Here is a 21,629-nt window from a genome sequence, read left to right as displayed (position 1 = left end):
CTCAGACGGACCCGAACACGGTGTGGCGCAACTTCCACTGGCCGTTCTCGCGCTTCCAGAGATGCGGCGAGCGGAACGTGTCCGCGAGCCGCATGAAATAGTCCCGGTCCATGACGGGCGACTCGAACATCTTGGAGGCCTTCGGAAATTCCCTCTGCGGGATACTCAGGTAACGCAGGATCTCGTCGATGAATCGTTCGGGAAACTCGCCGTCGTAACGCCGCACCAGTGCAACGCCCTCGTCGCGGGTGATGTCGCGGGAGCGGATCTCCTGAGCGGCGTCGTAGGTGGCGCGGCCGATGCCGAACTTGATGTACGTCGTGTAGTAGTGATAGTCGTCGATCCGGTCGTCGATGCTGTTGTACTTGCTGTAGGTGCCCGGGGTGCGCTCCGGGGATGCCTCGAAGCCTCCGTGCTCCACCGCGTAGTAGTAGCAGCTTTGCGGATGCCACTTGAGGTAGTAGCCCAGGTAGTGCACCTCGACCTGCTTTTTCTCCATCTGCGCCGGATCGGCGGGCAGGTAAGGCAGCAGGTCCTGCTCTTCCAGCCCATAGTCGTTGTACAGGCTCGCCAGCGAGGTGCCGCCAAGATAGATGCTGTTCTTGTCGGCCGCGGTGAAATACGACCAATCGCGTTTGGCGCTGCTGGTATCGCCGATGGGATTGCCGTACTCCGCCTCATTCTCTCCATAGATCACGAAGGGAATGTCGTGCAGCACCGCCATCTTGGGCGCGAGGGACTTCTGGCCAAAGATGAAGGCCTGGAAAGGGTGGAACAGGTTCTCCACAGCCAGGCGCGTCAGCAGGCGGTGCACGCGGCCGTTGGGTGTCATCAGGTAGTTGTCAAAACCTGCGTGCAGCCACGACTGGAAATTTTTCCAACCCCATTCCGTATAAACGTGCGGTGCCCAGGTCACGGTGAGCGGATGCATGCCGAATCGCGTTTTCAGCACGTGTGATGCGTAAAAGCTGTCCTTTCCCCCCGACCCCGGCACCAGGCAGTCGTAGCCGGACTTGCTGCGAAATTTGTCGCATAGCGCCGCCAGCTGGTCCTCCCTGGTCTTCCAGTCAATGGTGCCGTGCTTCTGTTCGGCGAAGCGGCAGGCGTCGCACACGCCTTCGGCGTCGAAGGCAATCGTGGCCTTCTTGCTGGCCTTGGTGTGTTCGTACTCCACGGCCGAGTTGGGCCGCTGGTTGGAAATAACGCAGCGCTTGCAGAATTGCACCTGGCGCGGGAGGCCATAAAGCACCCGCGCGTTGTCTTCCCCTGACTCGAACTGGGACAAATCGACCGGAACCGGGTTAGGTATGAGTTGCATGCACTGCGGCTGGATTGTGGAGTGGAACAGCTTCGAGGGGCAGCACCGTCGCGGCCCCTTGCAAGGGGATTATAGGAAGCCGCGGATCACCTCGACCACGCGGTCGGTTGCTGCCTGGCCCGCCACGTGCACCTCGCGCCGCGGCATTTGACGCAGGCGATCGAGACCGGAAGCGATTCCGGGAACAGGCACGGCCAAATCGGCAACGCCATAGCGCTCCAGTGGCATGGCGTCATCGAAGACGGACCCCAGCACCTGCAAGAGCCGTGCCCCGGCCAAATGCCCCTCCAGGCCGACCGTGGAGTTCAACGTCGCAACCACATCGACCGCGTGAAGAAGCGGGTGCAGGGGCCAGTCCTGGCCGGTCAGGACAATCCGCGGGTCCGCCGGAAGCAACGGCTGCGGATCACCGGCGCGCGGGCGAACGCACAGCACGCTATCTTCTCGCGCCAGGATCCACCGGATCACCTCCGCGAGCGCGCGTCCCGGCAGGCCCGGATCGCCAGGAGTGCCATTGAACGGATGAAACGCGGGCTCGGTCTGCGTCGGCCATAAAACGACCTTGCGGCCATCCCAATCGTTCTTGCGCCGAATCTGGGCGCCGAGCGCCGCCATCGCGGGGGCGCGCAGCGCGTCGAATCCAGGATTCCCCGTCACTTCGACTTCTGTCGCCAAGCGGCCTGCGCCGATCAGGAATTCCCGCACCGATTCGTTCAGCACGCAGACCCGGTCCGCGTAGCCCGGTTTCCCTATCCATTTCACTTCGTCGATGCAGAAAAGATCCACCATGCAGACGGAGGGTATGCCGAGAGATCCGGCGGCCTCGATGGCAGCACGCTCCGCGCGCGGCGAATTCGTGGCCACCAACAGGGCAGGCCCGACCTGACGCAGGATCCGCTCTACGGTCCGCCGTGGCAGAAAGGCCTGGCGACCGAACTTGGCGTATGAAGCCCGCGCGGCGTCGGCACCCAGCGTGTCGATCAGGTCGGACATGGACAGACCAAGATAGGCAACCGTGTCGTCGGGGTCCGCGATGGGCCCGCTCATATCGCGCATCATCGCGCGGCCAAGTTCCAGCGCAGCGCCATCGGCGGCGGTCACGAAATCCTTGAACTGGACCACCTCCAACCCGGCTGCCCGCGCAACGGCAGCCGCAGTGGTCAGCGCCAGAACCAACGGGCGAACTTCGCCCTGCATAGCCAGGGCTTTCGCCACGGGCACCACCATCTTGATGTGGCCGCTACCGTAGGCAACGAACAAGACCGTGCGTTGGGATGCCGCACCGTTCATGCGCCGTCCCTCCGCCCCACCAGCCGCAATGCCGGCCGCTCCATGAGCATGTAGTACGCGCCGGCGCACGCCAGCGTGATGGCCACCAGCGCCAAGTATTGCAAGTGAAGCGCGATCTCGCCGCTCCGGAAGCGCAGCAACATGCAAAGCACCACCAGCAGTGGGTAATGCACCAGGTAGATGGAATAGGAAGCGTTGCCCAACGGCCGCACCCACCTGGTGGGTTGGCCCAGAAATCCCAGTACCAGGAAGAAGGAGGAGACAAAGAAGCCGAGCATCAGCGCCGTCGAGGCTGCCTTGCCGGCGGGCACACCGCTGAACGCCTCCACGGCGCCCAGCGCCAGGAAGGCGCAAGCGCCTACGGCCAGACTAGCCCTCGCCGGGATTTTCACCCCCCTCCAGCGGTTGATCTTGAAGGCCAGGAACCCCAGACCGAAGGCGATGTTGTAGGGGGAGAGGATGAACGACCATGGAAACGGCAATTGCATCCCCGCCAGCATGACCGCACCGGAAGCCGCCAGCCAGAGGCCCAGCAGCATCGCGCCCAGCCGGCCCAGCAGCAGCGATGCGAAAGTCATCAGGTAGAAGAAGAGCTCATGCGCCAGCGTCCACGCCACCACCGGCACAAAAGTGTCCAGATTCTCCCGCGGCACGATCAACAGGTTCGCAAGCACGGTGGAGGTGTCGAACGAGTAGGCGGCCGGGCAGGCGTTCGCGAACACCAGGCACCCTCCCGTCAGCCCGAGCATGACCGGGACGAAGGGCACATAGATACGCCGTGCCCTGGCAAGCAAGAACTCCCACGCCCGGCTCTTCTGCTCGGGCTCGTGCGTGAGCATAGCCATGAGAAAGCCGCTGATCACAAAGAACAGGTCGACGCCCCGGTGGCCGAACTCGAAAAATCCGCCAAACACCTGGAAGCCGAAGTACTTTTCTTTCTGGAACAGGACATGGGCGTGGTAGAGGACGACAAGCAGCGCCGCCCAGCCTCGCAAATCCTGGATTCCGCCGTAGTAGACGTGGCCGCGATTGACGGCGGTAGCAACCGCGCCTGGGACCGGCGCCCTGAGCGCATCAATGCTCAAGTCCGCGCTCCCACAATGCCAAGGCAGCCAGGGCGCGCAATTCACGGGTGTAATTCGCGCTGCCGTCGCGATGGCCAGCCAGCAAGTTCTCCACCCCTTCAGGCCGACACAAGCGGCGCAACAATTCGCTGCCCTCGAGCGTCCCGCGCAACCAGACATGGCTCTCGCCCCTGAACCATTCGCCCACCGGCACGGTGAACATCTGCTTCTTGCGATAAGCCAGGTCGGCGCCGATCAGCGGAGTCACGGCCTTCTTGTACCAATGTTTCTTGTCGCCCGCGTGCAGTTTGGTTGCGCCACGCGAGCGGAATGCGAATTCCATCATCCGCCAGTCCAGGAAAGGCGTGCGCGCCTCGATCGACACCGCCATGCCCATGCGGTCCGGCTTGACCAGGTTGTTGCCCGAGAGCAGCAACTGCATGTCCAGGTACAGGGCCTGGTTGAGGCGGTCGAAATGCGACGCTTCGTCGAACCAGGGCTTGGCTGCGGCTTCGAAGCTGTCCAGCCCTCGCAACTGCGCGGCCACGGCAGGCTGGTACAAGGCCTGCTTGGCTTGCGGGCTGAACAGCGAGATCGAGTCGAAATAGCTGCGGTGGAAAGCGGGGATCGCCATGGCCTGTGCATCGGACCGGGCGAAGAAGTCGCCGTATTTCTCGTAGCCGGCAAACAATTCGTCGCCGCCGTCTCCGGTCAGCACGACCTTCACGTGCTTGGCCGCGAGTTCGCTCACCCGCAGCGTCGGCATGAAAGACGCGTCGCCGTGCGGCTGGTCCAGGTGATATAGAACCTGCGGCCACCGATCCAGCATGTTCAGCTCGGCGATCTCGCTCGTGTGCTGGCAGCCGAAGCGCCGGGCCGCCTCCGCCGCGAAGGCCGACTCGTCATAGCGCGGATCGGCAAAGCCTATGCAGAAGGTTTTCACCGGGCTGTCGACATGCCGGGCCATCAGACCCACGATGGTGCTCGAGTCCACTCCGCCCGAAAGAAAGGCCCCCCAGGGGACATCGGCGCGCAAGCGAATGCGCGTCGCGTCGTCCAGGATGGCCATGAACTCCTGCGCCCATTCGTCGAACTCGAAATCGCGCTCCTGCTGCGCCGCCAGGTTCCACCAGCGCTGCGTCTGCACCCCAGAACGGGTGAACTTCATCCAGGTCCCGGGCATCACGTGGCGGATGCCGCGCCAAATGGTCCACGGCGCGGGGATGTAGTTGAAACTCAGGTAGTGATGAATCGCCTCGATATCGATGCCTGCCAGTCCCGCGCTGGCCTGCGTCCACGGCAACATGGCCTTGATCTCCGACGCGAACACCGCTCGCTGCCCGTCGTCGGCAACGTACAGCGGTTTGACACCGATGCGGTCGCGCACCAGGTACATCGCGTCCTCGCGCGCGTCGTCGATGGCGATGGCGAACATGCCGTTGAGCTTGCCGACGCAAGCGATGCCCTCGCGCTCGTACAGGCGCAAGATGACCTCGGTGTCGGAAGCGGTGCGCAGCACCACGCCCTGGCGGCGCAGTTCCGCGGCAAGCTCGACATAGTTGAATATCTCTCCGTTCTGGACGACTGCGACCTGGCCGTCATCCGAAACGAAAGGCTGGTGGCCACCACCGATGTCGATGATCGAAAGCCGCCGGTTGCCGATGGCCACGCCACGGTGCGGCTGGCTCCACAGGCCCTCGTCGTCCGGCCCGCGATGGACGAGTTTCTGCGCCATGGCGGCGAGCGCGTCGCCCGGCAATGCCTTGCGGCCGCGATCCCAATAGCCGAAGATTCCGCACATCTAGTTGCTTCCCTTGCCGCTCACGCGCGCGAGCGTCATGAGCATGATCTTGCAGTCCAGCCAGAGGCTGTGTTCCCGCGCATAGCGCAGGTCCAGTGCGAGGCGCTGTGCTGCGGTTGCATCGGAGCGCAGCAGCGCCTGGGCCAGGCCGGTGATGCCCGGGCGGACGCTGCAGCGCTCGGCCCAGTCGGCGTCGGTGTAGCCCGCGCGTTGCGCAGGCACGTCCGGCCGCGGACCGACCAGACTCATGTCGCCTGTGAGGACGTTGAACAATTGCGGCAGTTCGTCGATGCTGGTGCGCCGCAGATAGCGGCCAACCCGCGTAACGCGCGGATCATCCGCGGCGGTGTGATAGGGCCCGATGGAGGCGGCGTTCGCGACCATGCTGCGGAATTTGTACATGGCGAATTCGCGGCCACGCAGGCCCAGCCGGGTTTGGCGAAAGAGAACCGGCCGTCCGCTTTCCAGCCCGATAGCGACAGCCGCAGTCGCTATTACCGGTGACAGCAACGCCAGGGCAATCAGGGAAAGCATCACATCGAGGGCCCGCTTCATGCAGCCGGACCCGCCCCGGCCGCGATCCGATCGATGACGGCCGTAATGCGCTCCTGATCGCGCAGGACCTGCTCTCGCGTTCGGCCGGCCAGTTCGTGCTCGGCCTGGCGCAGCTTGGCCACCTCGGACTCGAACGCCGCGCTCTCGTCGCCCCGATGAAAGGTGCGCGACAGGATGACCGAGCCCGATCCCAGGCGCAGGTGTTCGGCCAGCACGTCGCGGCCCGGCAGCATGCCCTCGTCCAGCCGCGCAATGCCGCCGAATCCGAATCGCAGGCCCTGCCGCCTGGCCGCTGCCGCCACGCGATCGACCAGCCCGAGGGCCAGCGGTTGAAACATGAAGCGGTGTCCCAGTGACAGGTGCAGGTCGTTGAGTCCGACGAACACTTCGGCAAGCCCGGGCGTGGCTATCCACTCATCCAGACATTCCAGCGCGGAACCCGTTTCCAGCAAGGCCACGACGGGCACACGGCCGGCCACGATGCCGCAAAAATCGCGCAGCTCGCCGGCTTGCATGAACATGGGCAGCATCAGCTGGTCGGCCCCTCGTGCCAGCGTTGCCTCGACTTCTGCAGCGGTGGACTCATGCATCGGGTTAAGGCGCACCATCAACGGCGAGTTACGCAGCACCTGCTTGATGGAGGCAACATCCTCCACGGAGTGCGCGCTGATGAAAGTGTTGCGCCCGGCCTGGCGCTCGGCCTTGCCCAGGCGCTCCAGATCGACCCAAAGCCGGAAACCGCCGAGCGCGTCGCACCGGCGCGCGAATGCCGGATCGTTCGTGATCTGTATCAGTTCAAGCATGGAACACAACGATTATCGCGCGAGCGCCGCGCGCAGGTCGCCGCTGCCCCACCATGTGGCGGCCATGACCGCGAGGCCGGCCAAGGCTGCCAGCGCCAATCCGGACCATAAGCCCAGGGATGGCACCGAAGCCTGCGCCGCGAGGCCGGCCAGCACCAGCAGGCACAACAGCGAAACAAGCATGGCGCGCCAGGGCAGCCAGGAACGCGCGCTCGAACCCAGCGCCACGAGGACGCCGGCCGCCACCGTGGCTTGCAGCAGGTTGAGGACCCCCATCAGCCGCCCGCCGTCCTGCCCGCCCGAGACTCCGTAAACAAGTAGTAGTGCCAGCGCCAAACCGTAAGCCAGCACTGCTGCCTTCATGCGGCCGCGTGCGGCCAGAACCGTCAGCGCAACCGCGATCAGCGCTTGCGGCAACAAGCCCCACGCACCCAGGGCGCCCCATTGCGCCACCCGCGCCAGCGCCTGCGGTTCCATGCGGCCCCACCCGAACAGCAAGCCGGCGATGGCCGGCGCGCCGACCAGCAGTGCTGCGGCGGAGGCACAAGCCAGTGCCCAGGCCAGCGCGAAAGCGGCACGTACCGCGGCTCGCGCCGCATCCACATCCCCTGTTGCGAGGGCTCGGGCAATGGCCGGAAAAGCCAGGGCGGCAACCAGCTGGATCGCCAGCAGCAGTGGAAGCTCGACCAGTTTCCATGCGTAGTTGAACGTCGCCAGCGAGCCCTCGCCGGACTGCGAGGCGATTGAGCGCGCCGCGAACGGCAGGGCCAGCGGCAAGCCGGCCGACAACGCGGCCCACAGCCAGACCGGGGGGCCGGGCAACATAGCCCCCTCCCCCTCGCCCATTTTTGATTGCGACACGTGCGCGGGGGTTCGCCAGCGCAACCAGGCCAGCCGAAGCAACATGGCCGCCCCCAGCCCCACGCCGAGCCAGAGCACGGCATCCGCCGCTGGAACGCGCCACGCCGCCCAGGCAATGGCAGCGATCAGCGATCCATTGACCACCAAGTTGGCGCCATACATGCCGGTGAAGTCGCGTTCGTGCTGGAGCCGGGTGGTCCACAAGGCCGCCAGCAAAGCCGCCGGAAGCGCTATCGCGCTCCAGATCAGGGCGCGGCCCGCCTCGGGCAGCATGGCCGCGGGAAGCCCGCCGGCCAGCCAGCCAGCCACGGGCTGGCGCAAAAGCACCAGCAGGAGGGCCAGCAAGCCGCCGGCGCCAAGCAGGCCCCATGTCAGCTTGCGCCCGGTCGCGACCACCTGAGCCGCGCTCTGGCCCGCCCAGGCCGGCACCAGCACGTAGGCCAGCGCGCCGCTGGCCAGGACGCCGGCCAGCCAGTCCGGCAGGGTCAGCATCAGCACCACGACGTCGGCCAGGCCCGAGGTGCCGAAAGCGGCCGCCTGGGCCGATTCGCGCACCAAACCGAGCAGCCGGCTGGCCAGCAGCAGGGCCAGGGACAGGGCGCCGGCTTTCAAAAACATGGCGTGGATTATCAAGCGCGGGTGGGGCGGGGCCACAAAAAACTAAAATCAACGGTTTCGCCCGCAATTCCCCTACCTGCCGCCTCCATGTCCGACAAGAACACTCCTGCCCCGACCGCGCCGCCCACTGACGAAAACCAGCTGATCGCCGAGCGCCGGGAAAAGCTCAAGGCCCTGCGCGAGGCGCAGCGCCAAGGCAAGGGCGTGGCCTTCCCCAACGACTTCAAGCCGGGCCACCACGCAGCGGATCTGCTGGCCCACCACGGCGACAAGACGACCGAGCTTTTGGCCGAACAGGGCACTGCCGCCAGCATCGCCGGGCGGATGATGCTCAAGCGGGTGATGGGCAAGGCCAGCTTCGCCACCTTGCAGGACGGCACCGGCCGGTTCCAGGTGTATGTGACGCGCGACGACGTGGGCGAGGAAACCTACGCCGCCTTCAAGCATTGGGACCTGGGCGACATCGTGGCCGCCGAGGGCAAGCTGTTCAAGACGCGCACGGGCGAGCTCTCCCTGCACGCCACCAGCATCCGCCTGCTCACCAAGAGCCTGCGGCCTATGCCGGACAAGTTCCACGGCATCGCCGACCAGGAGGTGAAGTACCGCCAGCGCTACGTGGACCTGATGATGGATCCGGCCTCGCGCGACCGCTTCGTGGCCCGCAGCAAGGCTGTCAGCAGCATCCGCGATTTCATGGTGTCCAACGGCTTCCTCGAAGTGGAAACGCCCATGCTGCATCCCATCCCGGGCGGAGCCAATGCCAAGCCTTTCGTGACCCACCACAACGCCCTGGACCAGGAGATGTTCCTGCGCATCGCGCCGGAGCTGTACCTGAAGCGCCTGATCGTGGGCGGCTTCGAGCGGGTGTTCGAGATCAACCGCAACTTCCGCAACGAAGGGATCTCGGTACGGCACAACCCCGAGTTCACGATGATGGAGTTCTACGCGGCCTACTGGAATTACCGCGACCTGATGGACTTCACCGAGGCACTGATTCGCGACGCCGCCCAGAAAGCCACGGGCACGCTGCAACTGAGCTACAGCGGCAAGCCGGTGGACCTGGCCCAGCCGTTCGAGCGGCTGACCATTCGCGAGGCCATCGCCAAGCACACCGAGGCGGGAGACGGCGCGGACAGCCGCGACTGGCTGATCAATGCCCTGCGCAAGCTGGGCAAGAACGAGGAGAAGGACAAGCTGTCGGGGCGGTCCCTGGCGAGCCTGCAGGTGATGTTCTTCGAGGAAACGGTGGAAGAGAAGCTCTGGCAGCCCACCTTCATCATGGAACACCCGACCGAGATCTCCCCGCTGGCCCGCGCCAATGACTCCCGTCCGGAGGTGACCGAACGCTTCGAGCTCTACATCACGGGGCGCGAGTTCGGCAACGGCTTCTCGGAGCTCAACGACGCGGAAGAACAGGCCGCCCGATTCGCGGCCCAGGTCGATGCCAAGGATTCCGGCGATGACGAAGCCATGTTCTACGATCACGATTTCGTGCGCGCGCTGGAATACGGCATGCCCCCCACCGGCGGCTGCGGAATCGGCATCGACCGCTTGATGATGCTGCTGACGGACAGCCCGAGCATCCGCGACGTGATCCTGTTCCCGGCGCTGCGCCGGGAATCCTGATCGGCCCCATGCCGGGCCGTCTGGCCCATACCCTGGGCATCGATTTCGGAACCTCCAACTCGGCCATCGCGGCGGTCGCGAGCGACGGGTTGGCGCGGCTCGTGCCGTTGGAGGGGGAAGCGACCGCGCTACCGACCGCCGTTTTCTTCAACGCCGAAGATCGCAGCATCCACTTCGGACGCGATGCGATCGGCCTTTACCTGAGCGGCACCGACGGCCGCCTGATGCGATCGCTCAAGAGCTTGCTCGGTAGCAGCCTCTTGCAGGAGAAGACCGCCGTTCCGGACGGACTCGTGAGTTTCCAGGACGTCATTTCCAGATTCCTGAGTGAGCTGGGAAATCGCGCCGAGCGGCATCTGGGCGGCAGGCCCCGTCATGTCGTCATCGGCCGGCCCGTGCATTTCGTCGACGACGACCCGGCACGCGATCGCAGGGCCCAGAGCGCGCTGGGCAAAGCAGCCACAGCCGCGGGCTTCGGCGAAGTGTCGTTCGAGCTGGAGCCCATCGCTGCGGCGTTCGACTATGAGCGGCGAGTCGGCCGCGAAGCGCTCACACTCATCGTGGATGTCGGCGGCGGCACCTCGGACTTCACCGTGGTGCGCCTGGGACCCGCACGCGCCGCGCGGCGGGACCGCGCGGACGATATCCTGGCGACCAGCGGCGTCCACATAGGCGGAACCGATTTCGACCGGAAACTGAGCCTGGAACAGGTCATGCCGCTGCTGGGCCTGCGCCATCACGGGCCACAGGGACGCGAAGTCCCGGGCGCGATGCTTTCCGACCTGGCGACCTGGCATCTGATCAATTGGCTGTACACGCCACGCATGCTGCAGCAAGCCGAGCAACTGCGGGTCAATTACAGCGACACACGGATGCACGATCGCCTCCTGGCGGTGCTGAAGCAGCGCCTTGGGCACCGGCTGGCCGGCGAGGTCGAGCATGCCAAGATCCGTTCCGGCGCCGACGGCGCGGCGAACATCGATCTGTCCTACATCGAACCCGGCCTGGGCGCCGAACTCGATGTGCGCGCCATTGCCCGCCACTTGGCCGGACTGCTGGAAAGGGTCGTACATTGCGCCCATGAGTGCGTCCGCCGGGCCGGCCTGAAGGCAGGCGATCTCGATGCGCTCTACCTCACCGGTGGTTCCTCGGCCCTCATGCCTTTCCAGGAGGCGCTGCGCCGCGCCTTCCCCGACACCGAGCTTATCGAAGGCGACCTGTTCGGTGGCGTCGCATCGGGCCTAGCCTACGCGGGGGAACGGGTTTGAACTACCTGGCCGGCTACCCCGAAGCGACCCTGGCGCAGGTGCGCAGCCTGATCGCACAAGAGCGGCTGGGCGACTGGCTGCTGGATAGATACCCCGATGGCCACGGCATTCGCACCGACAGGGCCCTGTACGACTACGTCATGGAGCTCAAGAACACCTTCCTGCGCAGCTCCAGCCCCTTGAGCAAGATCGTTTACGACAGCAAGCTGCAAGTCGTCCAGCACGCGCTCGGCACGCACACCACCGTGTCGCGGGTACAGGGGAGCAAACTCAAGGCCAAACGCGAGATCCGTGTAGCGGCCCAGTTGCGCGAGACGCCGCTGGAATTCCTGCGCATGATCGCCGTGCACGAGCTGGCCCACCTCAAGGAGCGCGACCATGACAAGGCGTTCTACCAGCTCTGCGCCCGGATGGAGCCGCAATACCATCAATACGAGTTTCACCTGCGCCTGTACCTGACGCATCTCGACGCCGGAGGCCAGCCGGCCTGGCGCTGAAACCGCCGACGGTCAGGGAATCAGATCCAGCGCGTGCCGGTAGGCAGGGTCGGCCATCAGGTCATCCCACGCCTTGGCGGGGCTGGAGGGCAGCAGCGCAAGCCGCCGCTCTTCGCTGGCTTCGCTCGGCTGCCACCCGCCCTTGAGCTGCGCTTCGGTCAAGCCATCCAGCAGTTCATCGACGGCCTCGCCCTCGCCCACCGACTGGTTGCACAGCAGCACCATGTCGCAGCCGGCATTCAAGGCGGCGACACCCGCTTCGGTGTAGCTCACCTCGCGTCCGTCGATCATGCGCGCCCCCGCCATGCTCAAATCGTCGCTGAAAATGGCACCGCCAAAGCCCAGTTGGCGCCGCAGTATGTCGTTCAGCCAGCGGCTGGAAAAGCCCGCCGGCCGCGGATCGACCTTGGAATAGATGACATGCGCCGGCATAACGCTGGTCAAGGTGGTGTTGAGCCATTGGTACGGCGCGGCATCGTCGGCCAGGATCGCCTTGAGGCTGCGCCGGTCCACCGGGATGTCGGTGTGAGAATCCGCCTTCACGAAGCCGTGGCCGGGGAAGTGCTTGCCGCAGTTGGCCATTCCGGCAAGCAGCAGTCCGTGCATGAGGCTCTTGGCCAGCAAGGCCGCCACGCGCGGATCGCGGTGGAAGGACCGATCGCCGATGACGCCGCTTTCGCCCCAATCGAGGTCGAGCACCGGCGTGAAGCTGAAGTCCACGCCACAGGCCCGCAGCTCTGCGCCCAGCACATAGCCGACGGCGCTGGCGGCGTTGGTCGCCGCCATGGCGTCGCGCATCCACAGCTCGCCCAAGACCCGCATCGGAGGCAGGTGCGTGAAGCCGTCGGTTCTAAAGCGCTGTACCCGGCCGCCCTCGTGGTCCACGCAAATCAAGAGGTCGCCGCGAACCGACTTGATCTCGGCGCACAGCTGCGCCAGCTGGGCGCGGTCCTGCCAGTTGCGGCCGAACAGGATCATGCCGCCGGTCAGCGGGTGCGCCAGGCGCCGGCGATCGGCAGCAGTGAGGGAAGTCCCGGCGATGTCCAGGACCAGGGGTGCGTGTTCGGTCATTCAGTTTTCTTTCTTCTCGACCACGACGAAGCTGGCCGCGTAGTCGGTTTCGTCGGTCACGGTCACATGGGCCGTCAGGCCCTGCTTCTCGAACCATTCCTTCAGTCCGCCATGCAGCACGATGACCGGCTTGCCGCTGGGCAGGTTGGCTATCTCGCACAGGCGCCAGGTCATCGGCATGCGCAGGCCCAGGCCGACGGCCTTGCTGAACGCCTCCTTGGCTGAAAAACGGGTCGCCAGGAAGCGCAGGCCGCGTTCCGGCCAGCGCTTGCTGCGGGCTTGCCAGACGGCCAGTTCGCCATCGCTGAGGATCTTGCGGGCGAAACGCTCGCCGTGCCGCTCCAGCGAAACCCGGATGCGGCGCACGTCGCAGACGTCGGTCCCTATGCCGTGGATCATCGCGATCAGCGCCCCTGAAACGCCCGGTCGATGGCGGCGAGGTAGGCCTTCACCGTGGCGGCATATCCGAGTTCCAGGGCGTCGGAGATCAGCGCATGGCCGATCGACACTTCGCCGACCTCGGGCACGGCGCGCAGGAACGGCGCCAGATTCTCTCGATTGAGATCGTGGCCGGCGTTCACGCCCAGGCCAGCCGCCCGCGCCGCCTGCGCGGCCCTGGCAAAGCCCTGCAACACCTCGTCCTGCCGCGGCGTGCCGAAAGCACTGGCATAGCTTTCGGTATAGAGCTCCACCCGGTCCGCGCCGATCTCCCTGGCGGCGGCCATGGCGTGCGGCAGCGGGTCCATGAACAGGCTGACTCGCACGCCCAGCGACCGGGCTTCCTCGATCACGGGCCGCAAGCGCTGCGCGTCGGCCTCGAGGTCCCAGCCATGGTCGCTGGTGAGCTGCCCTTCGCTGTCGGGCACCAGGGTGCACTGCTGGGGCCGCAGGTCGCGCACGAAATCCATCAGGTTGTGAAAGGGGTTGCCCTCGATGTTGAATTCGACGCCGGGCCATGAGCCAAGCAGCTGGTGCAATTCGCGCACGTCGGTGGCCCGGATGTGGCGCGCATCCGGACGTGGATGAACCGTGATGCCATGGGCGCCGGCTTCCAGACACAGCGTCGCCGCGCGAAGCACGCTCGGGATGCCCAGGTGCCTGGTGTTGCGCACCAACGCTACCTTGTTGAGGTTCACGGACAGCGCGGTTTTCGTCGTGGAGGAAGTCATAGGTCCTGCAGGTCGATCATCAGCTGCCGGGTTCGCAGCGTTGTTACCCCGCAATGGTAGTGCAGCAAGGTCCGCAGTTGGGGCTTGAGCTCGGCCATCATGTGGGCCGCCTGCTGCAACGTTGCGTTGAACGGGGCCGCGTCGTCCACGGCTCGCTGCAAGGCCAGCCACTGTGAACCGCTGAGGCTGCCACGGCCGTCCGATTCGCGCGAAGCCACCAGGCCCGCCTCGGGCACCAGGCTGTAGCGGGCGTTCTGCTCCAGCGGGCCCAGCGTCAGGGTTTGCAGGTCCAGGGAGGGCAGCAGGCCGATCTCGCGCAGCAGCAGCAGCTCGAAGGCTCGCAGCGCCGGCTCGAGCGCCTCACCATGTTCGGAGGCCAGCACGCTCACCGCCGCAGCGTACGCGTCGAAAAGCTGCGGGTGCGCATCGTCGCGCGCCAGCAGCCGCAGCAACAACTCGTTGAGGTAGTAGCCGGACAGCAGGGCCTCGCCCGTGGGCATGACCTGTCCGCCAACCCATTCCGCGCCCTTGAGGGTGCGAATCTCGGCATCGCCGCCGAAGGCCACGCGCAGCGGCTGCAGCGGCAGCAGCACCGGCCGGAAGTTGGAACTGGGTTTCTTCGCGCCCTTGGCGACCAATGCCACGCGGCCATGGTGGCGGGTGAAGACCTCCAGGATCAGGCTGGATTCGCTCCAGTCGTAGCGGTGCAGGACGAAGGCGGGTTCGTCCGAGATGCGCTTGGTCGCCATGAGGGCCAAGCCGCTCAGGTACCCGACGGGCCGCCCCTAGGGCATCTGGGCCCCCTCGGGGGGCAGAGCAGCCGCGTAGCGGCAAACGTGGGGGCCAACATTTCACTCGTAGCCGAAGCTGCGCACCCGGGCTTCGTCGTCGGCCCAGCCGGAGCGCACCTTGACCCAGATCTCCAGGAACACCTTGGCATCCATCAGCTTTTCCAGCTCCTGGCGGGCCTCCGTGCCTATGCGCTTGAGCCGTTCGCCCTTCTCGCCGATGACCATGGCCTTGTGCCCGTCGCGCTCGACCACGATGGTTGCGGAAATCTTCACCATCCGCTTGTGCTTGGGGCTGGGTTCTTCCTCGAACTTGTCCACCACCACCGTGGAGGTATAGGGCAACTCATCGCCCGTGAAGCGAAACAGCTTCTCGCGCACCGTTTCGGCCGCCAGGAACTTCTCGCTGCGGTCGGTCAGCTCGTCCTCGGCATACCACCAGGGCTGCTCGGGGAGGTACTTTTCACAGATGCCAAACAGACGTTCGACGTCCTTGGCGTTCTTGGCCGACATGGGCACGAACTCGGTGAAGGCGTGGCGCTTCTGCATCTCCTGCAGCCAGGGCGCAATGTCGCCGCGACGATGGACTTCGTCGAGCTTGTTCGCCACGAGCAGGACCGGGATTCCGGGTTTGAGCAGGGACAGCACCTTGGCGTCGGCCGGGGTGAACTTGCCCGCCTCGACGGTGAACAGGACCAGGTCGACGTCGCTGATCGCGCCCACGACGGTCTTGTTCAGGGACTTGTTCAGCGCCGTGCTGTGGCGGGTCTGGAAGCCCGGCGTATCCACAAACACGAACTGCGCCGCGCCCACGGTTCGGATGCCGGTGATGCGGTGCCGGGTGGTCTGGGCCTTGTTGGAAGTGATGCTGATCTTCTGCCCGACCAATGCGTTGAGCAGCGTCGACTTGCCGACGTTGGGCTTGCCGACGATGGCGATCAGGCCGCAGCGCTGGGTGGTGGTTTCCATTTACTTCCCTTTGGCCTTCAGGGCCAGGAGCATGGCGGCGGCTGCCGCTTGTTCGCCGGCCCGGCGCGATGCTCCGATGCCGCGCTCCACCGCGCCGAGTTCGGAAATTTCACATTCCACGTCGAACGTCTGTTTGTGGGCCGCGCCGAGCGTCGCCGCCACCCGATAGATGGGCAGCTTCATCTTGCGGCCTTGCAGCCATTCTTGCAACTCGGTCTTGGGATCCTTGGCCGTCGCCGCCATGTTGGGATTGATCTCGACGTCCTGGAACAGGCGGTGCACCAGCGCTTCGGCCGCCCCATAGCCGGAGTCGAGATGCACGGCGCCGATCAGCGCCTCGAGCGCATCGGCCAGGATCGAAGGCCTGCGGCTGCCGCCGGAACGGGTCTCGCCCTCGCCCAGGCGCAGGACTTCGGGCAGGCCCAGCCCGACGGCGAGCTGATGCAGCGTTTCCTGCTTGACCAGATTCGCCCTGACCCGGGACAGGTCGCCCTCGGGCAGGGATTTGAGGCGGTCATACAGCAGCGCTGCGACCGCGAGGTTGAGGACCGAGTCGCCCAGGAACTCGAGGCGCTCGTTGTGGTCGGCCGAGAAGCTGCGGTGCGTCAGCGCCCGCGCCAGCAGCTGCGGGTCTGAGAACCGGTGCTGCAAGCGCGCTTGCAGTGCAATAAGTTGGCCATCCACGCTGACCTGACTATCTCGACGGTTTTGACTGACCGACGTATTTCAGGAGCAGGTAGGCCGGGCCGAACATGTGGATTTCCCTGTTGTAGGCGAACTTCACCACGACCTGGTCGCCGTTCTTGGAGACTTCCAGGTCCTTGCCGGTGATCGACTTGATATCGTCGATCGCTGCCGCTCTCTCGAATATCTGCCTGACCTCGGCCACGGTGTTGCCGCTCGAGGATTTCTGCACGGCCTTGAGGATGGCCTGGTATTCCACCACCGTCGGGAAGGCCTGTGCGGCCAATATGCCCAAACAGGCCAGCACGCCCACTACGACCAGCAGGCTGATGAAGGAGATACCGGACTGGCTTGACTTGACTCGACGCTTCATGTGCTAACACCCTCTGCAGGAAAATAAGAATTATTCAAACGACCCGATCCGCTTGAAGCTGCCGAAATTCATCCAGATGAAAAAGGCCTTGCCGACGATATTGCGGTCAGGCACAAAACCCCAGTAGCGCGAGTCGAGCGAATTATCGCGGTTGTCGCCCATCATGAAATAGTGGTCCTGCGGGACCTTGCACACCACGCCCTCGACACTGTAACGGCAATCCTGCTTATACGGAAAGTTCTCGACACCGGGAATGAAAGCCGGACGCCCCTCGTCGTTGAGGATGCGCAGGCGCTTGTCTCCCAGCGTCTCCTCGAACTGCTTGAAATAAAGCATGGCGTCGTCGTCGAAGAAGTCCGGCAACGCCTTCTTGGGCACCGGCTGGCCGTTGACGGTGAGCTGCTTGTTGAGGTACGCGACCTCGTCGCCCGGCACGCCGATGACGCGCTTGATGTAGTCCAGGCTCGGCTTGGGCGGGTAGCGGAACACCATCACGTCGCCGCGCTGCGGCGGGGTACCTTCGGTCAGCTTGATGTTGACGACGGGCAACCGAACACCGTAGGTGAACTTGTTGACCAGGATCAGGTCGCCGACCAGCAGCGTCGGGATCATGGAGCCGGAGGGAATCTTGAACGGCTCGAACAGGAAGGAGCGCAGCACAAAAACCGCCAGGATCACCGGGAACAGGCCGGCGGTCCAGTCCAGCCACCACGGCTGCATCAATAGCCGCTGTCGCGCCGGGGCCACGTCGCCGTCGACCTGGGTGATTCCCTGGGCTGCGAGGCCGGCTCGCCGCTGGGAGAACTGTTCGTCCAGCACGGCGGCCGCCTTGCGGCGCTGCGGCAGGAAGTACAGGCGCTCGGCCAGCCAATAGATGCCGGTGACCACCGTCGCCAGGAACAGCAGCAAGGCGAAGTTGCCTTCGACCGCGCCGAAGTACCAGGCTCCGGCATAGCCGACGAAGGCCGCGAGAACCGCGGCCGTGAGCACCGGCATCATGATGCCGCCCGACGAGCCGCCTCTAGGGCGGCATTGGCCCCCTCGGGGGGCAGCGAGCGACAGCGAGCGTGGGGGCTCATTCTTCCACCTGCAGGATAGCGAGGAACGCTTCCTGGGGGACTTCTACCGAACCGATCTGCTTCATTCGTTTCTTGCCTGCTTTTTGTTTTTCGAGGAGCTTGCGCTTGCGGCTGATATCGCCGCCGTAGCATTTTGCCAGCACGTTCTTGCGCAGCGCCTTGATGGTTTCGCGGGCGATGATATTCGCACCGATGGCCGCCTGGATCGCCACGTCGAACATTTGCCGGCTGATGATCTCGCGCATCTTGGCCACCACCGCCCGTCCGCGGTACTGGGACTGGCTGCGGTGCACGATGATCGACAGGGCATCGACCTTCTCGCCGTTGAGCAGGATGTCGACCTTGACCACGTCGGAGGCGCGGAACTCCTTGAAGGTGTAGTCCATCGAGGCATAGCCGCGGCTGACCGACTTGAGCTTGTCGAAAAAGTCGAGCACGATCTCGCCGAGCGGCAGCTCGTAGGTCAACATGACCTGCTTGCCGTGGTAGGCCATGTTCAGCTGCACGCCGCGTTTCTGGTTGGCCAGCGTCATGACCGGCCCCACGTATTCCTGGGGCATGTACAGGTGCACCGTGACGATGGGTTCGCGGATCTCGGTGACCTTGCCCTGGTCCGGAATCTTGGACGGGTTCTCCACCATGATCATTTCGCCGTCGGCCTTGAGCACCTGGTAGACCACGCTTGGCGCGGTGGTGATCAGGTCCTGGTCGAATTCGCGCTCGAGCCTCTCCTGCACGATCTCCATGTGCAGCAGGCCCAGGAAGCCGCAGCGAAAACCGAAGCCCAGCGCCTGGCTGACTTCGGGCTCATAGTGGAGCGAAGCGTCGTTGAGCTTGAGCTTCTCCAGGGCGTCGCGCAGCGAGTCGTACTGGTTGGCCTCCGTCGGGTACAGCCCGGCGAACACTTGCGGCTGGATTTCCTTGAAACCGGGCAGCGCCTCGGTGGCGGTAGCGGCCGCGCCGCCCGTGCCGGACTTGATCAGCGTGACGGTGTCGCCGACCTTCGCGGCCTGCAGTTCCTTGATGCCGGCGATGATGAACCCGACCTGCCCGGCTTCGAGCGAGTCGCGTGGTTCGCTGGCGGGCGTGAAGACGCCCAGGTTGTCGGCGTTGTAGGTCGCGCCGGTGGCCATGAGCTTGATCCGCTCACCCTTGCCGAGGCGGCCGTCCACGACCCGCACCAGCATGACGACGCCCACATAGGTGTCGAACCAGCTGTCGATGATCATGGCGCGAAGCGGGCCGTCGGGATTGCCGCGCGGCGCCGGGATGCGGGCCACCACGGCTTCGAGGATCTCATCGATGCCCATGCCGGTCTTGGCTGAACATGGAATCGCATCGGCGGCGTCGATGCCGATCACGTCCTCGATTTCCGCCTTGGCGTTGTCCGGGTCGGCCTGCGGCAGATCCATTTTGTTGAGTACCGGCACGACCTCGACACCGAGGTCGAGCGCGGTGTAGCAGTTGGCGACGGTCTGCGCTTCCACCCCCTGGCTGGCGTCCACCACGAGCAGCGCCCCCTCGCATGCGGACAGCGAGCGCGAAACCTCGTACGAGAAATCCACGTGGCCCGGCGTGTCGATCAGATTCAGGTTGTAGACCTGCCCGTCACGCGCTTTGTAGCGCAGTGCAGCAGTCTGCGCCTTGATGGTTATCCCACGCTCTTTCTCGAGATCCATCGAGTCGAGCACCTGCTCTTCCATCTCCCGGTCCGACAGGCCGCCGCAACGCTGGATCAAGCGGTCGGCGAGCGTGGATTTGCCGTGGTCGATGTGCGCGATGATCGAAAAGTTTCTGATGTGATTCATCAACGGGAACGCTTAAGTGATTGAATTCAAACGGGCGCGGAAAAGAAAAAAGGGCGCGTCGAGTAGTGACGCGCCCTGAACCAACAATCTATGGCAACTGCGATAGTTGGAGCTTCATTGTAGGCAAAAAGCCCAGGGCGTACAGCCAAGGCCGACGCCAAACGGGGTCGTTGCAGACCAGCAACAGGAATGTTATTCACAACTTATCAACAAAATAAGGGGGCAAGCTTTGGGACAACTTGTGGGCGATCTGTGGATCGGCTGTGCACCACTGGTATGCGTCCCGCATGGTGGTTTACGCGGATTCTTATATGCCGCTAATTGCCGATGAGACCTCGCGATTCTATCCAAAAACGTAGTTAGCCTCTCCAAAAGTTAGCGCGCGCAAACATAAATCACCATTCACGAGCCAGAAAAATATTTTTCGGCGGCCGTATTTTTTTCGTCATCCCACATGGAAAAGCCCCAAACCCGACCGCGGGCTGGGGCTTTGCGCCTTTGAAGCTATGCCTAGCGTGCCGGCCGGATCAGCAGGTACGTCGCCAGCTCACCCCGGCGCAGCAGCACTGGAATGGGTTTGCTCTTGTCCACCTTGGCCACTATGGCGTCGAATTCCTTCACGCTGCCGATCTCGGTATTGCCCAGGGCCACGATGATGTCGCCCTCGCGGATGCCGGCCCGTGCCGCACCTTCCGCAACCGACTCGACCTTCACGCCCCCCTTGATCTTGAGTTCTTTCTTCTGAGCGTCGGTGAGCTCGCTCACGGCGAGGCCGATCGACTGCGCAGCCGCGGAGCCCTTGGGCTTGTCGTCCTTGTCGGCGATACGGCGCACCGGCTTCTCGGGTTCGATTTCCGCGATCGTGACGTTCAGGTCGCGCGAACCACCCCTGCGGAACACCGTCATGGTGCTGCGCGCGCCGGGCTTGGTGTTGCCCACCATGCGCGGCAAGTCCGACGCCTTCTCGATCACCTTGCCGTCGAACTTGGTGATGATGTCACCCGCTTCCACGCCCGCCTTGTCCGCCGGCGAACCGCTTTCGACGCTGCGCACGAGGGCGCCCATCGGCTTGCCCAGCCCGATCGATTCGGCCACGTCCTTGGTCACCTGGTCGATCTGCACGCCGATCTTGCCGCGGGACACGCGACCCGACGCGCGCAGCTGCTCGCTGACGCGGATGGCCTCGTCGATCGGGATGGCGAACGAGATCCCCATGAAGCCGCCCGAGCGCGAATAGATCTGGCTGTTGATGCCCACCACCTCGCCACGCATGTTGATCAGCGGGCCGCCCGAGTTGCCCGGGTTGATCGCCACGTCGGTCTGGATGAACGGCAGGTAGTCGCCGGTGTCGCGCTGCTTGGCGCTGACGATGCCGGCCGTGACGGTGTTTTCCAGGCCGAAGGGTGAACCGATGGCCATCACCCATTCGCCGACCTTCAGGCGCGTGATGTCGCCGACCTTGACGGCGGGCAGGCCGGTGGCCTCGATCTTCACGACGGCCACGTCGGTGCGCTTGTCGAAGCCCACGATCTTTGCCTTGAATTCCCGCTTGTCCGGCAGCGTGACCAGGACCTCATCGGCGCCCTCCACCACGTGGGCGTTGGTCATCACGAATCCGTCCGTGGTCAGGATGAAGCCCGAGCCGACACCGCGCGGCTGTTCCTCTTCGGGTTGCGGCCGATTCGGGCGTGGCGTCTGGCGCGGAGCGCCCGGCATGGGCTGGCCGAAGAAGCGCCGGAAGAACTCCTGCATTTCCTCGTCGACCGCCCCGGGGGCGGCACCGCTGGTTCGCGCGCGCTCTAGCGTGCGGATGTTGACCACCGACGGCCCGACCTGCTCGACCAGGTCGGTGAAATCGGGCAAGGAGCGGCCCTGCGCGACAACGGGCTTCGCCGGCATCAGCGCCACGGTGCCGAAGACCGCCAGCGCGATCACCAAGCCATAGGCGCGCAGTGTTTTCCAATCGATCTTGAACATGTCGACCTTT

The 21,629-nt window shown here is 64.8% G+C and carries 20 protein-coding genes; 3 read left to right on the top strand and 17 right to left on the bottom strand.

Going from position 1 to position 21,629, the window contains the following annotated elements:
• Position 1: 1 nt before the first annotated feature.
• The 7 genes from HNE04_RS11305 to HNE04_RS11275 all read right to left on the bottom strand — a co-directional run bounded on the left by HNE04_RS11305 (position 2) and on the right by HNE04_RS11275 (position 8,310).
• A complete protein-coding gene (locus HNE04_RS11305) occupies positions 2 to 1,318 on the bottom strand; it encodes an N-acetyl sugar amidotransferase (protein ID WP_172218873.1) in 1,317 nt (438 codons plus the stop codon).
• A gap of 69 nt (positions 1,319 to 1,387) precedes the next feature.
• Positions 1,388 to 2,608, bottom strand: a complete 1,221-nt coding sequence (locus HNE04_RS11300) for a UDP-glycosyltransferase (RefSeq protein ID WP_172218863.1) — start codon at positions 2,606 to 2,608, stop codon at positions 1,388 to 1,390.
• Positions 2,605 to 3,693: an acyltransferase family protein gene (locus HNE04_RS11295; RefSeq protein ID WP_172218861.1), complete on the bottom strand. Its 1,089-nt coding sequence runs from the start codon at positions 3,691 to 3,693 to the stop codon at positions 2,605 to 2,607. The genes HNE04_RS11300 and HNE04_RS11295 overlap by 4 nt, the downstream gene beginning before the upstream one ends.
• Positions 3,683 to 5,473 carry an asparagine synthase (glutamine-hydrolyzing) gene (asnB, locus tag HNE04_RS11290; RefSeq protein WP_172218859.1) on the bottom strand — a complete coding sequence of 597 codons (1,791 nt, stop codon included), beginning with the start codon at positions 5,471 to 5,473 and terminating at the stop codon, positions 3,683 to 3,685. Before asnB ends, HNE04_RS11295 begins: the two co-directional genes overlap by 11 nt.
• Positions 5,474 to 6,028, bottom strand: a complete 555-nt coding sequence (locus HNE04_RS11285; protein WP_172218857.1) for a sugar transferase — start codon at positions 6,026 to 6,028, stop codon at positions 5,474 to 5,476.
• Positions 6,025 to 6,831 (bottom strand): aldolase/citrate lyase family protein, encoded by an 807-nt coding sequence (locus tag HNE04_RS11280; RefSeq protein WP_172218855.1) that lies wholly within the window; start codon positions 6,829 to 6,831, stop codon positions 6,025 to 6,027. Before HNE04_RS11280 ends, HNE04_RS11285 begins: the two co-directional genes overlap by 4 nt.
• Positions 6,832 to 6,843: 12 nt before the next feature.
• The gene (locus tag HNE04_RS11275) at positions 6,844 to 8,310 is read right to left on the bottom strand and encodes a lipid II flippase MurJ (protein ID WP_172218853.1); all 1,467 of its coding nucleotides are present in this window, start codon (positions 8,308 to 8,310) and stop codon (positions 6,844 to 6,846) included.
• 87 nt (positions 8,311 to 8,397) lie between these two features.
• Between HNE04_RS11275 and lysS the strand changes: the two genes are divergently transcribed.
• The 3 genes from lysS to HNE04_RS11260 are packed head-to-tail and all read left to right on the top strand — an operon-like array spanning position 8,398 to position 11,701.
• Positions 8,398 to 9,936, top strand: a complete 1,539-nt coding sequence (gene lysS, locus HNE04_RS11270) for a lysine--tRNA ligase (protein ID WP_172218851.1) — start codon at positions 8,398 to 8,400, stop codon at positions 9,934 to 9,936.
• 8 nt (positions 9,937 to 9,944) lie between these two features.
• Positions 9,945 to 11,204, top strand: a complete 1,260-nt coding sequence (locus HNE04_RS11265) for an Hsp70 family protein (RefSeq protein WP_172218849.1) — start codon at positions 9,945 to 9,947, stop codon at positions 11,202 to 11,204.
• Complete coding sequence (locus tag HNE04_RS11260; protein WP_172218847.1) at positions 11,201 to 11,701, top strand: M48 metallopeptidase family protein; 501 nt, start codon at positions 11,201 to 11,203, stop codon at positions 11,699 to 11,701. Before HNE04_RS11265 ends, HNE04_RS11260 begins: the two co-directional genes overlap by 4 nt.
• A 12-nt stretch (positions 11,702 to 11,713) precedes the next feature.
• Here HNE04_RS11260 and nagZ read toward each other — a convergent pair whose 3' ends face one another.
• From nagZ to HNE04_RS11210, 10 genes are all read right to left on the bottom strand, one after another.
• Positions 11,714 to 12,772 carry a beta-N-acetylhexosaminidase gene (nagZ, locus tag HNE04_RS11255; protein WP_172218846.1) on the bottom strand — a complete coding sequence of 353 codons (1,059 nt, stop codon included), beginning with the start codon at positions 12,770 to 12,772 and terminating at the stop codon, positions 11,714 to 11,716.
• Positions 12,773 to 13,171, bottom strand: coding sequence for a holo-ACP synthase (gene acpS / locus HNE04_RS11250; RefSeq protein WP_172218845.1), 399 nt, complete (start codon positions 13,169 to 13,171; stop codon positions 12,773 to 12,775).
• 5 nt (positions 13,172 to 13,176) lie between these two features.
• Positions 13,177 to 13,941 (bottom strand): pyridoxine 5'-phosphate synthase, encoded by a 765-nt coding sequence (locus HNE04_RS11245; protein WP_172218844.1) that lies wholly within the window; start codon positions 13,939 to 13,941, stop codon positions 13,177 to 13,179.
• Positions 13,938 to 14,690: a DNA repair protein RecO gene (gene recO, locus HNE04_RS11240; RefSeq protein ID WP_172218843.1), complete on the bottom strand. Its 753-nt coding sequence runs from the start codon at positions 14,688 to 14,690 to the stop codon at positions 13,938 to 13,940. Before recO ends, HNE04_RS11245 begins: the two co-directional genes overlap by 4 nt.
• A gap of 102 nt (positions 14,691 to 14,792) precedes the next feature.
• A complete protein-coding gene (gene era / locus HNE04_RS11235; RefSeq protein WP_172218842.1) occupies positions 14,793 to 15,698 on the bottom strand; it encodes a GTPase Era in 906 nt (301 codons plus the stop codon).
• On the bottom strand, positions 15,699 to 16,382 hold the full coding sequence (gene rnc, locus HNE04_RS11230; protein WP_172218841.1) for a ribonuclease III: 684 nt from the start codon (positions 16,380 to 16,382) through the stop codon (positions 15,699 to 15,701).
• Positions 16,383 to 16,392: 10 nt separating this feature from the next.
• Positions 16,393 to 16,755 (bottom strand): DUF4845 domain-containing protein, encoded by a 363-nt coding sequence (locus tag HNE04_RS11225; protein WP_172218840.1) that lies wholly within the window; start codon positions 16,753 to 16,755, stop codon positions 16,393 to 16,395.
• A gap of 30 nt (positions 16,756 to 16,785) precedes the next feature.
• Positions 16,786 to 17,751 carry a signal peptidase I gene (lepB, locus tag HNE04_RS11220; protein WP_172219121.1) on the bottom strand — a complete coding sequence of 322 codons (966 nt, stop codon included), beginning with the start codon at positions 17,749 to 17,751 and terminating at the stop codon, positions 16,786 to 16,788.
• Between the two features lie 79 nt (positions 17,752 to 17,830).
• The gene (lepA, locus tag HNE04_RS11215) at positions 17,831 to 19,642 is read right to left on the bottom strand and encodes a translation elongation factor 4 (RefSeq protein WP_172218839.1); all 1,812 of its coding nucleotides are present in this window, start codon (positions 19,640 to 19,642) and stop codon (positions 17,831 to 17,833) included.
• A gap of 510 nt (positions 19,643 to 20,152) precedes the next feature.
• Complete coding sequence (locus HNE04_RS11210; RefSeq protein ID WP_172218837.1) at positions 20,153 to 21,619, bottom strand: DegQ family serine endoprotease; 1,467 nt, start codon at positions 21,617 to 21,619, stop codon at positions 20,153 to 20,155.
• Positions 21,620 to 21,629: the final 10 nt, after the last annotated feature.

This window comes from Caenimonas soli (genome assembly GCF_013155545.1).
Classification (GTDB): Bacteria; Pseudomonadota; Gammaproteobacteria; order Burkholderiales; family Burkholderiaceae_C; genus Ramlibacter; species Ramlibacter soli.
Note: the sequence above shows the minus strand (reverse complement) of the source record. Positions and strands in the feature narration are given on the sequence as shown.

What these genes read in the sequence shown, in the direction of transcription:
- HNE04_RS11305 (WP_172218873.1), bottom strand. Translation starts at nt 1,318, where the DNA reads ATGCAACTCATACCTAACCCGGTTCCGGTCGATTTGTCCCAGTTCGAG.
- HNE04_RS11300 (WP_172218863.1), bottom strand. Translation starts at nt 2,608, where the DNA reads ATGAACGGTGCGGCATCCCAACGCACGGTCTTGTTCGTTGCCTACGGT.
- asnB (WP_172218859.1), bottom strand. Translation starts at nt 5,473, where the DNA reads ATGTGCGGAATCTTCGGCTATTGGGATCGCGGCCGCAAGGCATTGCCG.
- HNE04_RS11285 (WP_172218857.1), bottom strand. Translation starts at nt 6,028, where the DNA reads ATGAAGCGGGCCCTCGATGTGATGCTTTCCCTGATTGCCCTGGCGTTG.
- HNE04_RS11280 (WP_172218855.1), bottom strand. Translation starts at nt 6,831, where the DNA reads ATGCTTGAACTGATACAGATCACGAACGATCCGGCATTCGCGCGCCGG.
- HNE04_RS11275 (WP_172218853.1), bottom strand. Translation starts at nt 8,310, where the DNA reads ATGTTTTTGAAAGCCGGCGCCCTGTCCCTGGCCCTGCTGCTGGCCAGC.
- lysS (WP_172218851.1), top strand. Translation starts at nt 8,398, where the DNA reads ATGTCCGACAAGAACACTCCTGCCCCGACCGCGCCGCCCACTGACGAA.
- HNE04_RS11265 (WP_172218849.1), top strand. Translation starts at nt 9,945, where the DNA reads ATGCCGGGCCGTCTGGCCCATACCCTGGGCATCGATTTCGGAACCTCC.
- nagZ (WP_172218846.1), bottom strand. Translation starts at nt 12,772, where the DNA reads ATGACCGAACACGCACCCCTGGTCCTGGACATCGCCGGGACTTCCCTC.
- acpS (WP_172218845.1), bottom strand. Translation starts at nt 13,171, where the DNA reads ATGATCCACGGCATAGGGACCGACGTCTGCGACGTGCGCCGCATCCGG.
- HNE04_RS11245 (WP_172218844.1), bottom strand. Translation starts at nt 13,941, where the DNA reads ATGACTTCCTCCACGACGAAAACCGCGCTGTCCGTGAACCTCAACAAG.
- recO (WP_172218843.1), bottom strand. Translation starts at nt 14,690, where the DNA reads ATGGCGACCAAGCGCATCTCGGACGAACCCGCCTTCGTCCTGCACCGC.
- era (WP_172218842.1), bottom strand. Translation starts at nt 15,698, where the DNA reads ATGGAAACCACCACCCAGCGCTGCGGCCTGATCGCCATCGTCGGCAAG.
- HNE04_RS11225 (WP_172218840.1), bottom strand. Translation starts at nt 16,755, where the DNA reads ATGAAGCGTCGAGTCAAGTCAAGCCAGTCCGGTATCTCCTTCATCAGC.
- lepB (WP_172219121.1), bottom strand. Translation starts at nt 17,751, where the DNA reads ATGCCGGTGCTCACGGCCGCGGTTCTCGCGGCCTTCGTCGGCTATGCC.
- lepA (WP_172218839.1), bottom strand. Translation starts at nt 19,642, where the DNA reads ATGAATCACATCAGAAACTTTTCGATCATCGCGCACATCGACCACGGC.
- HNE04_RS11210 (WP_172218837.1), bottom strand. Translation starts at nt 21,619, where the DNA reads ATGTTCAAGATCGATTGGAAAACACTGCGCGCCTATGGCTTGGTGATC.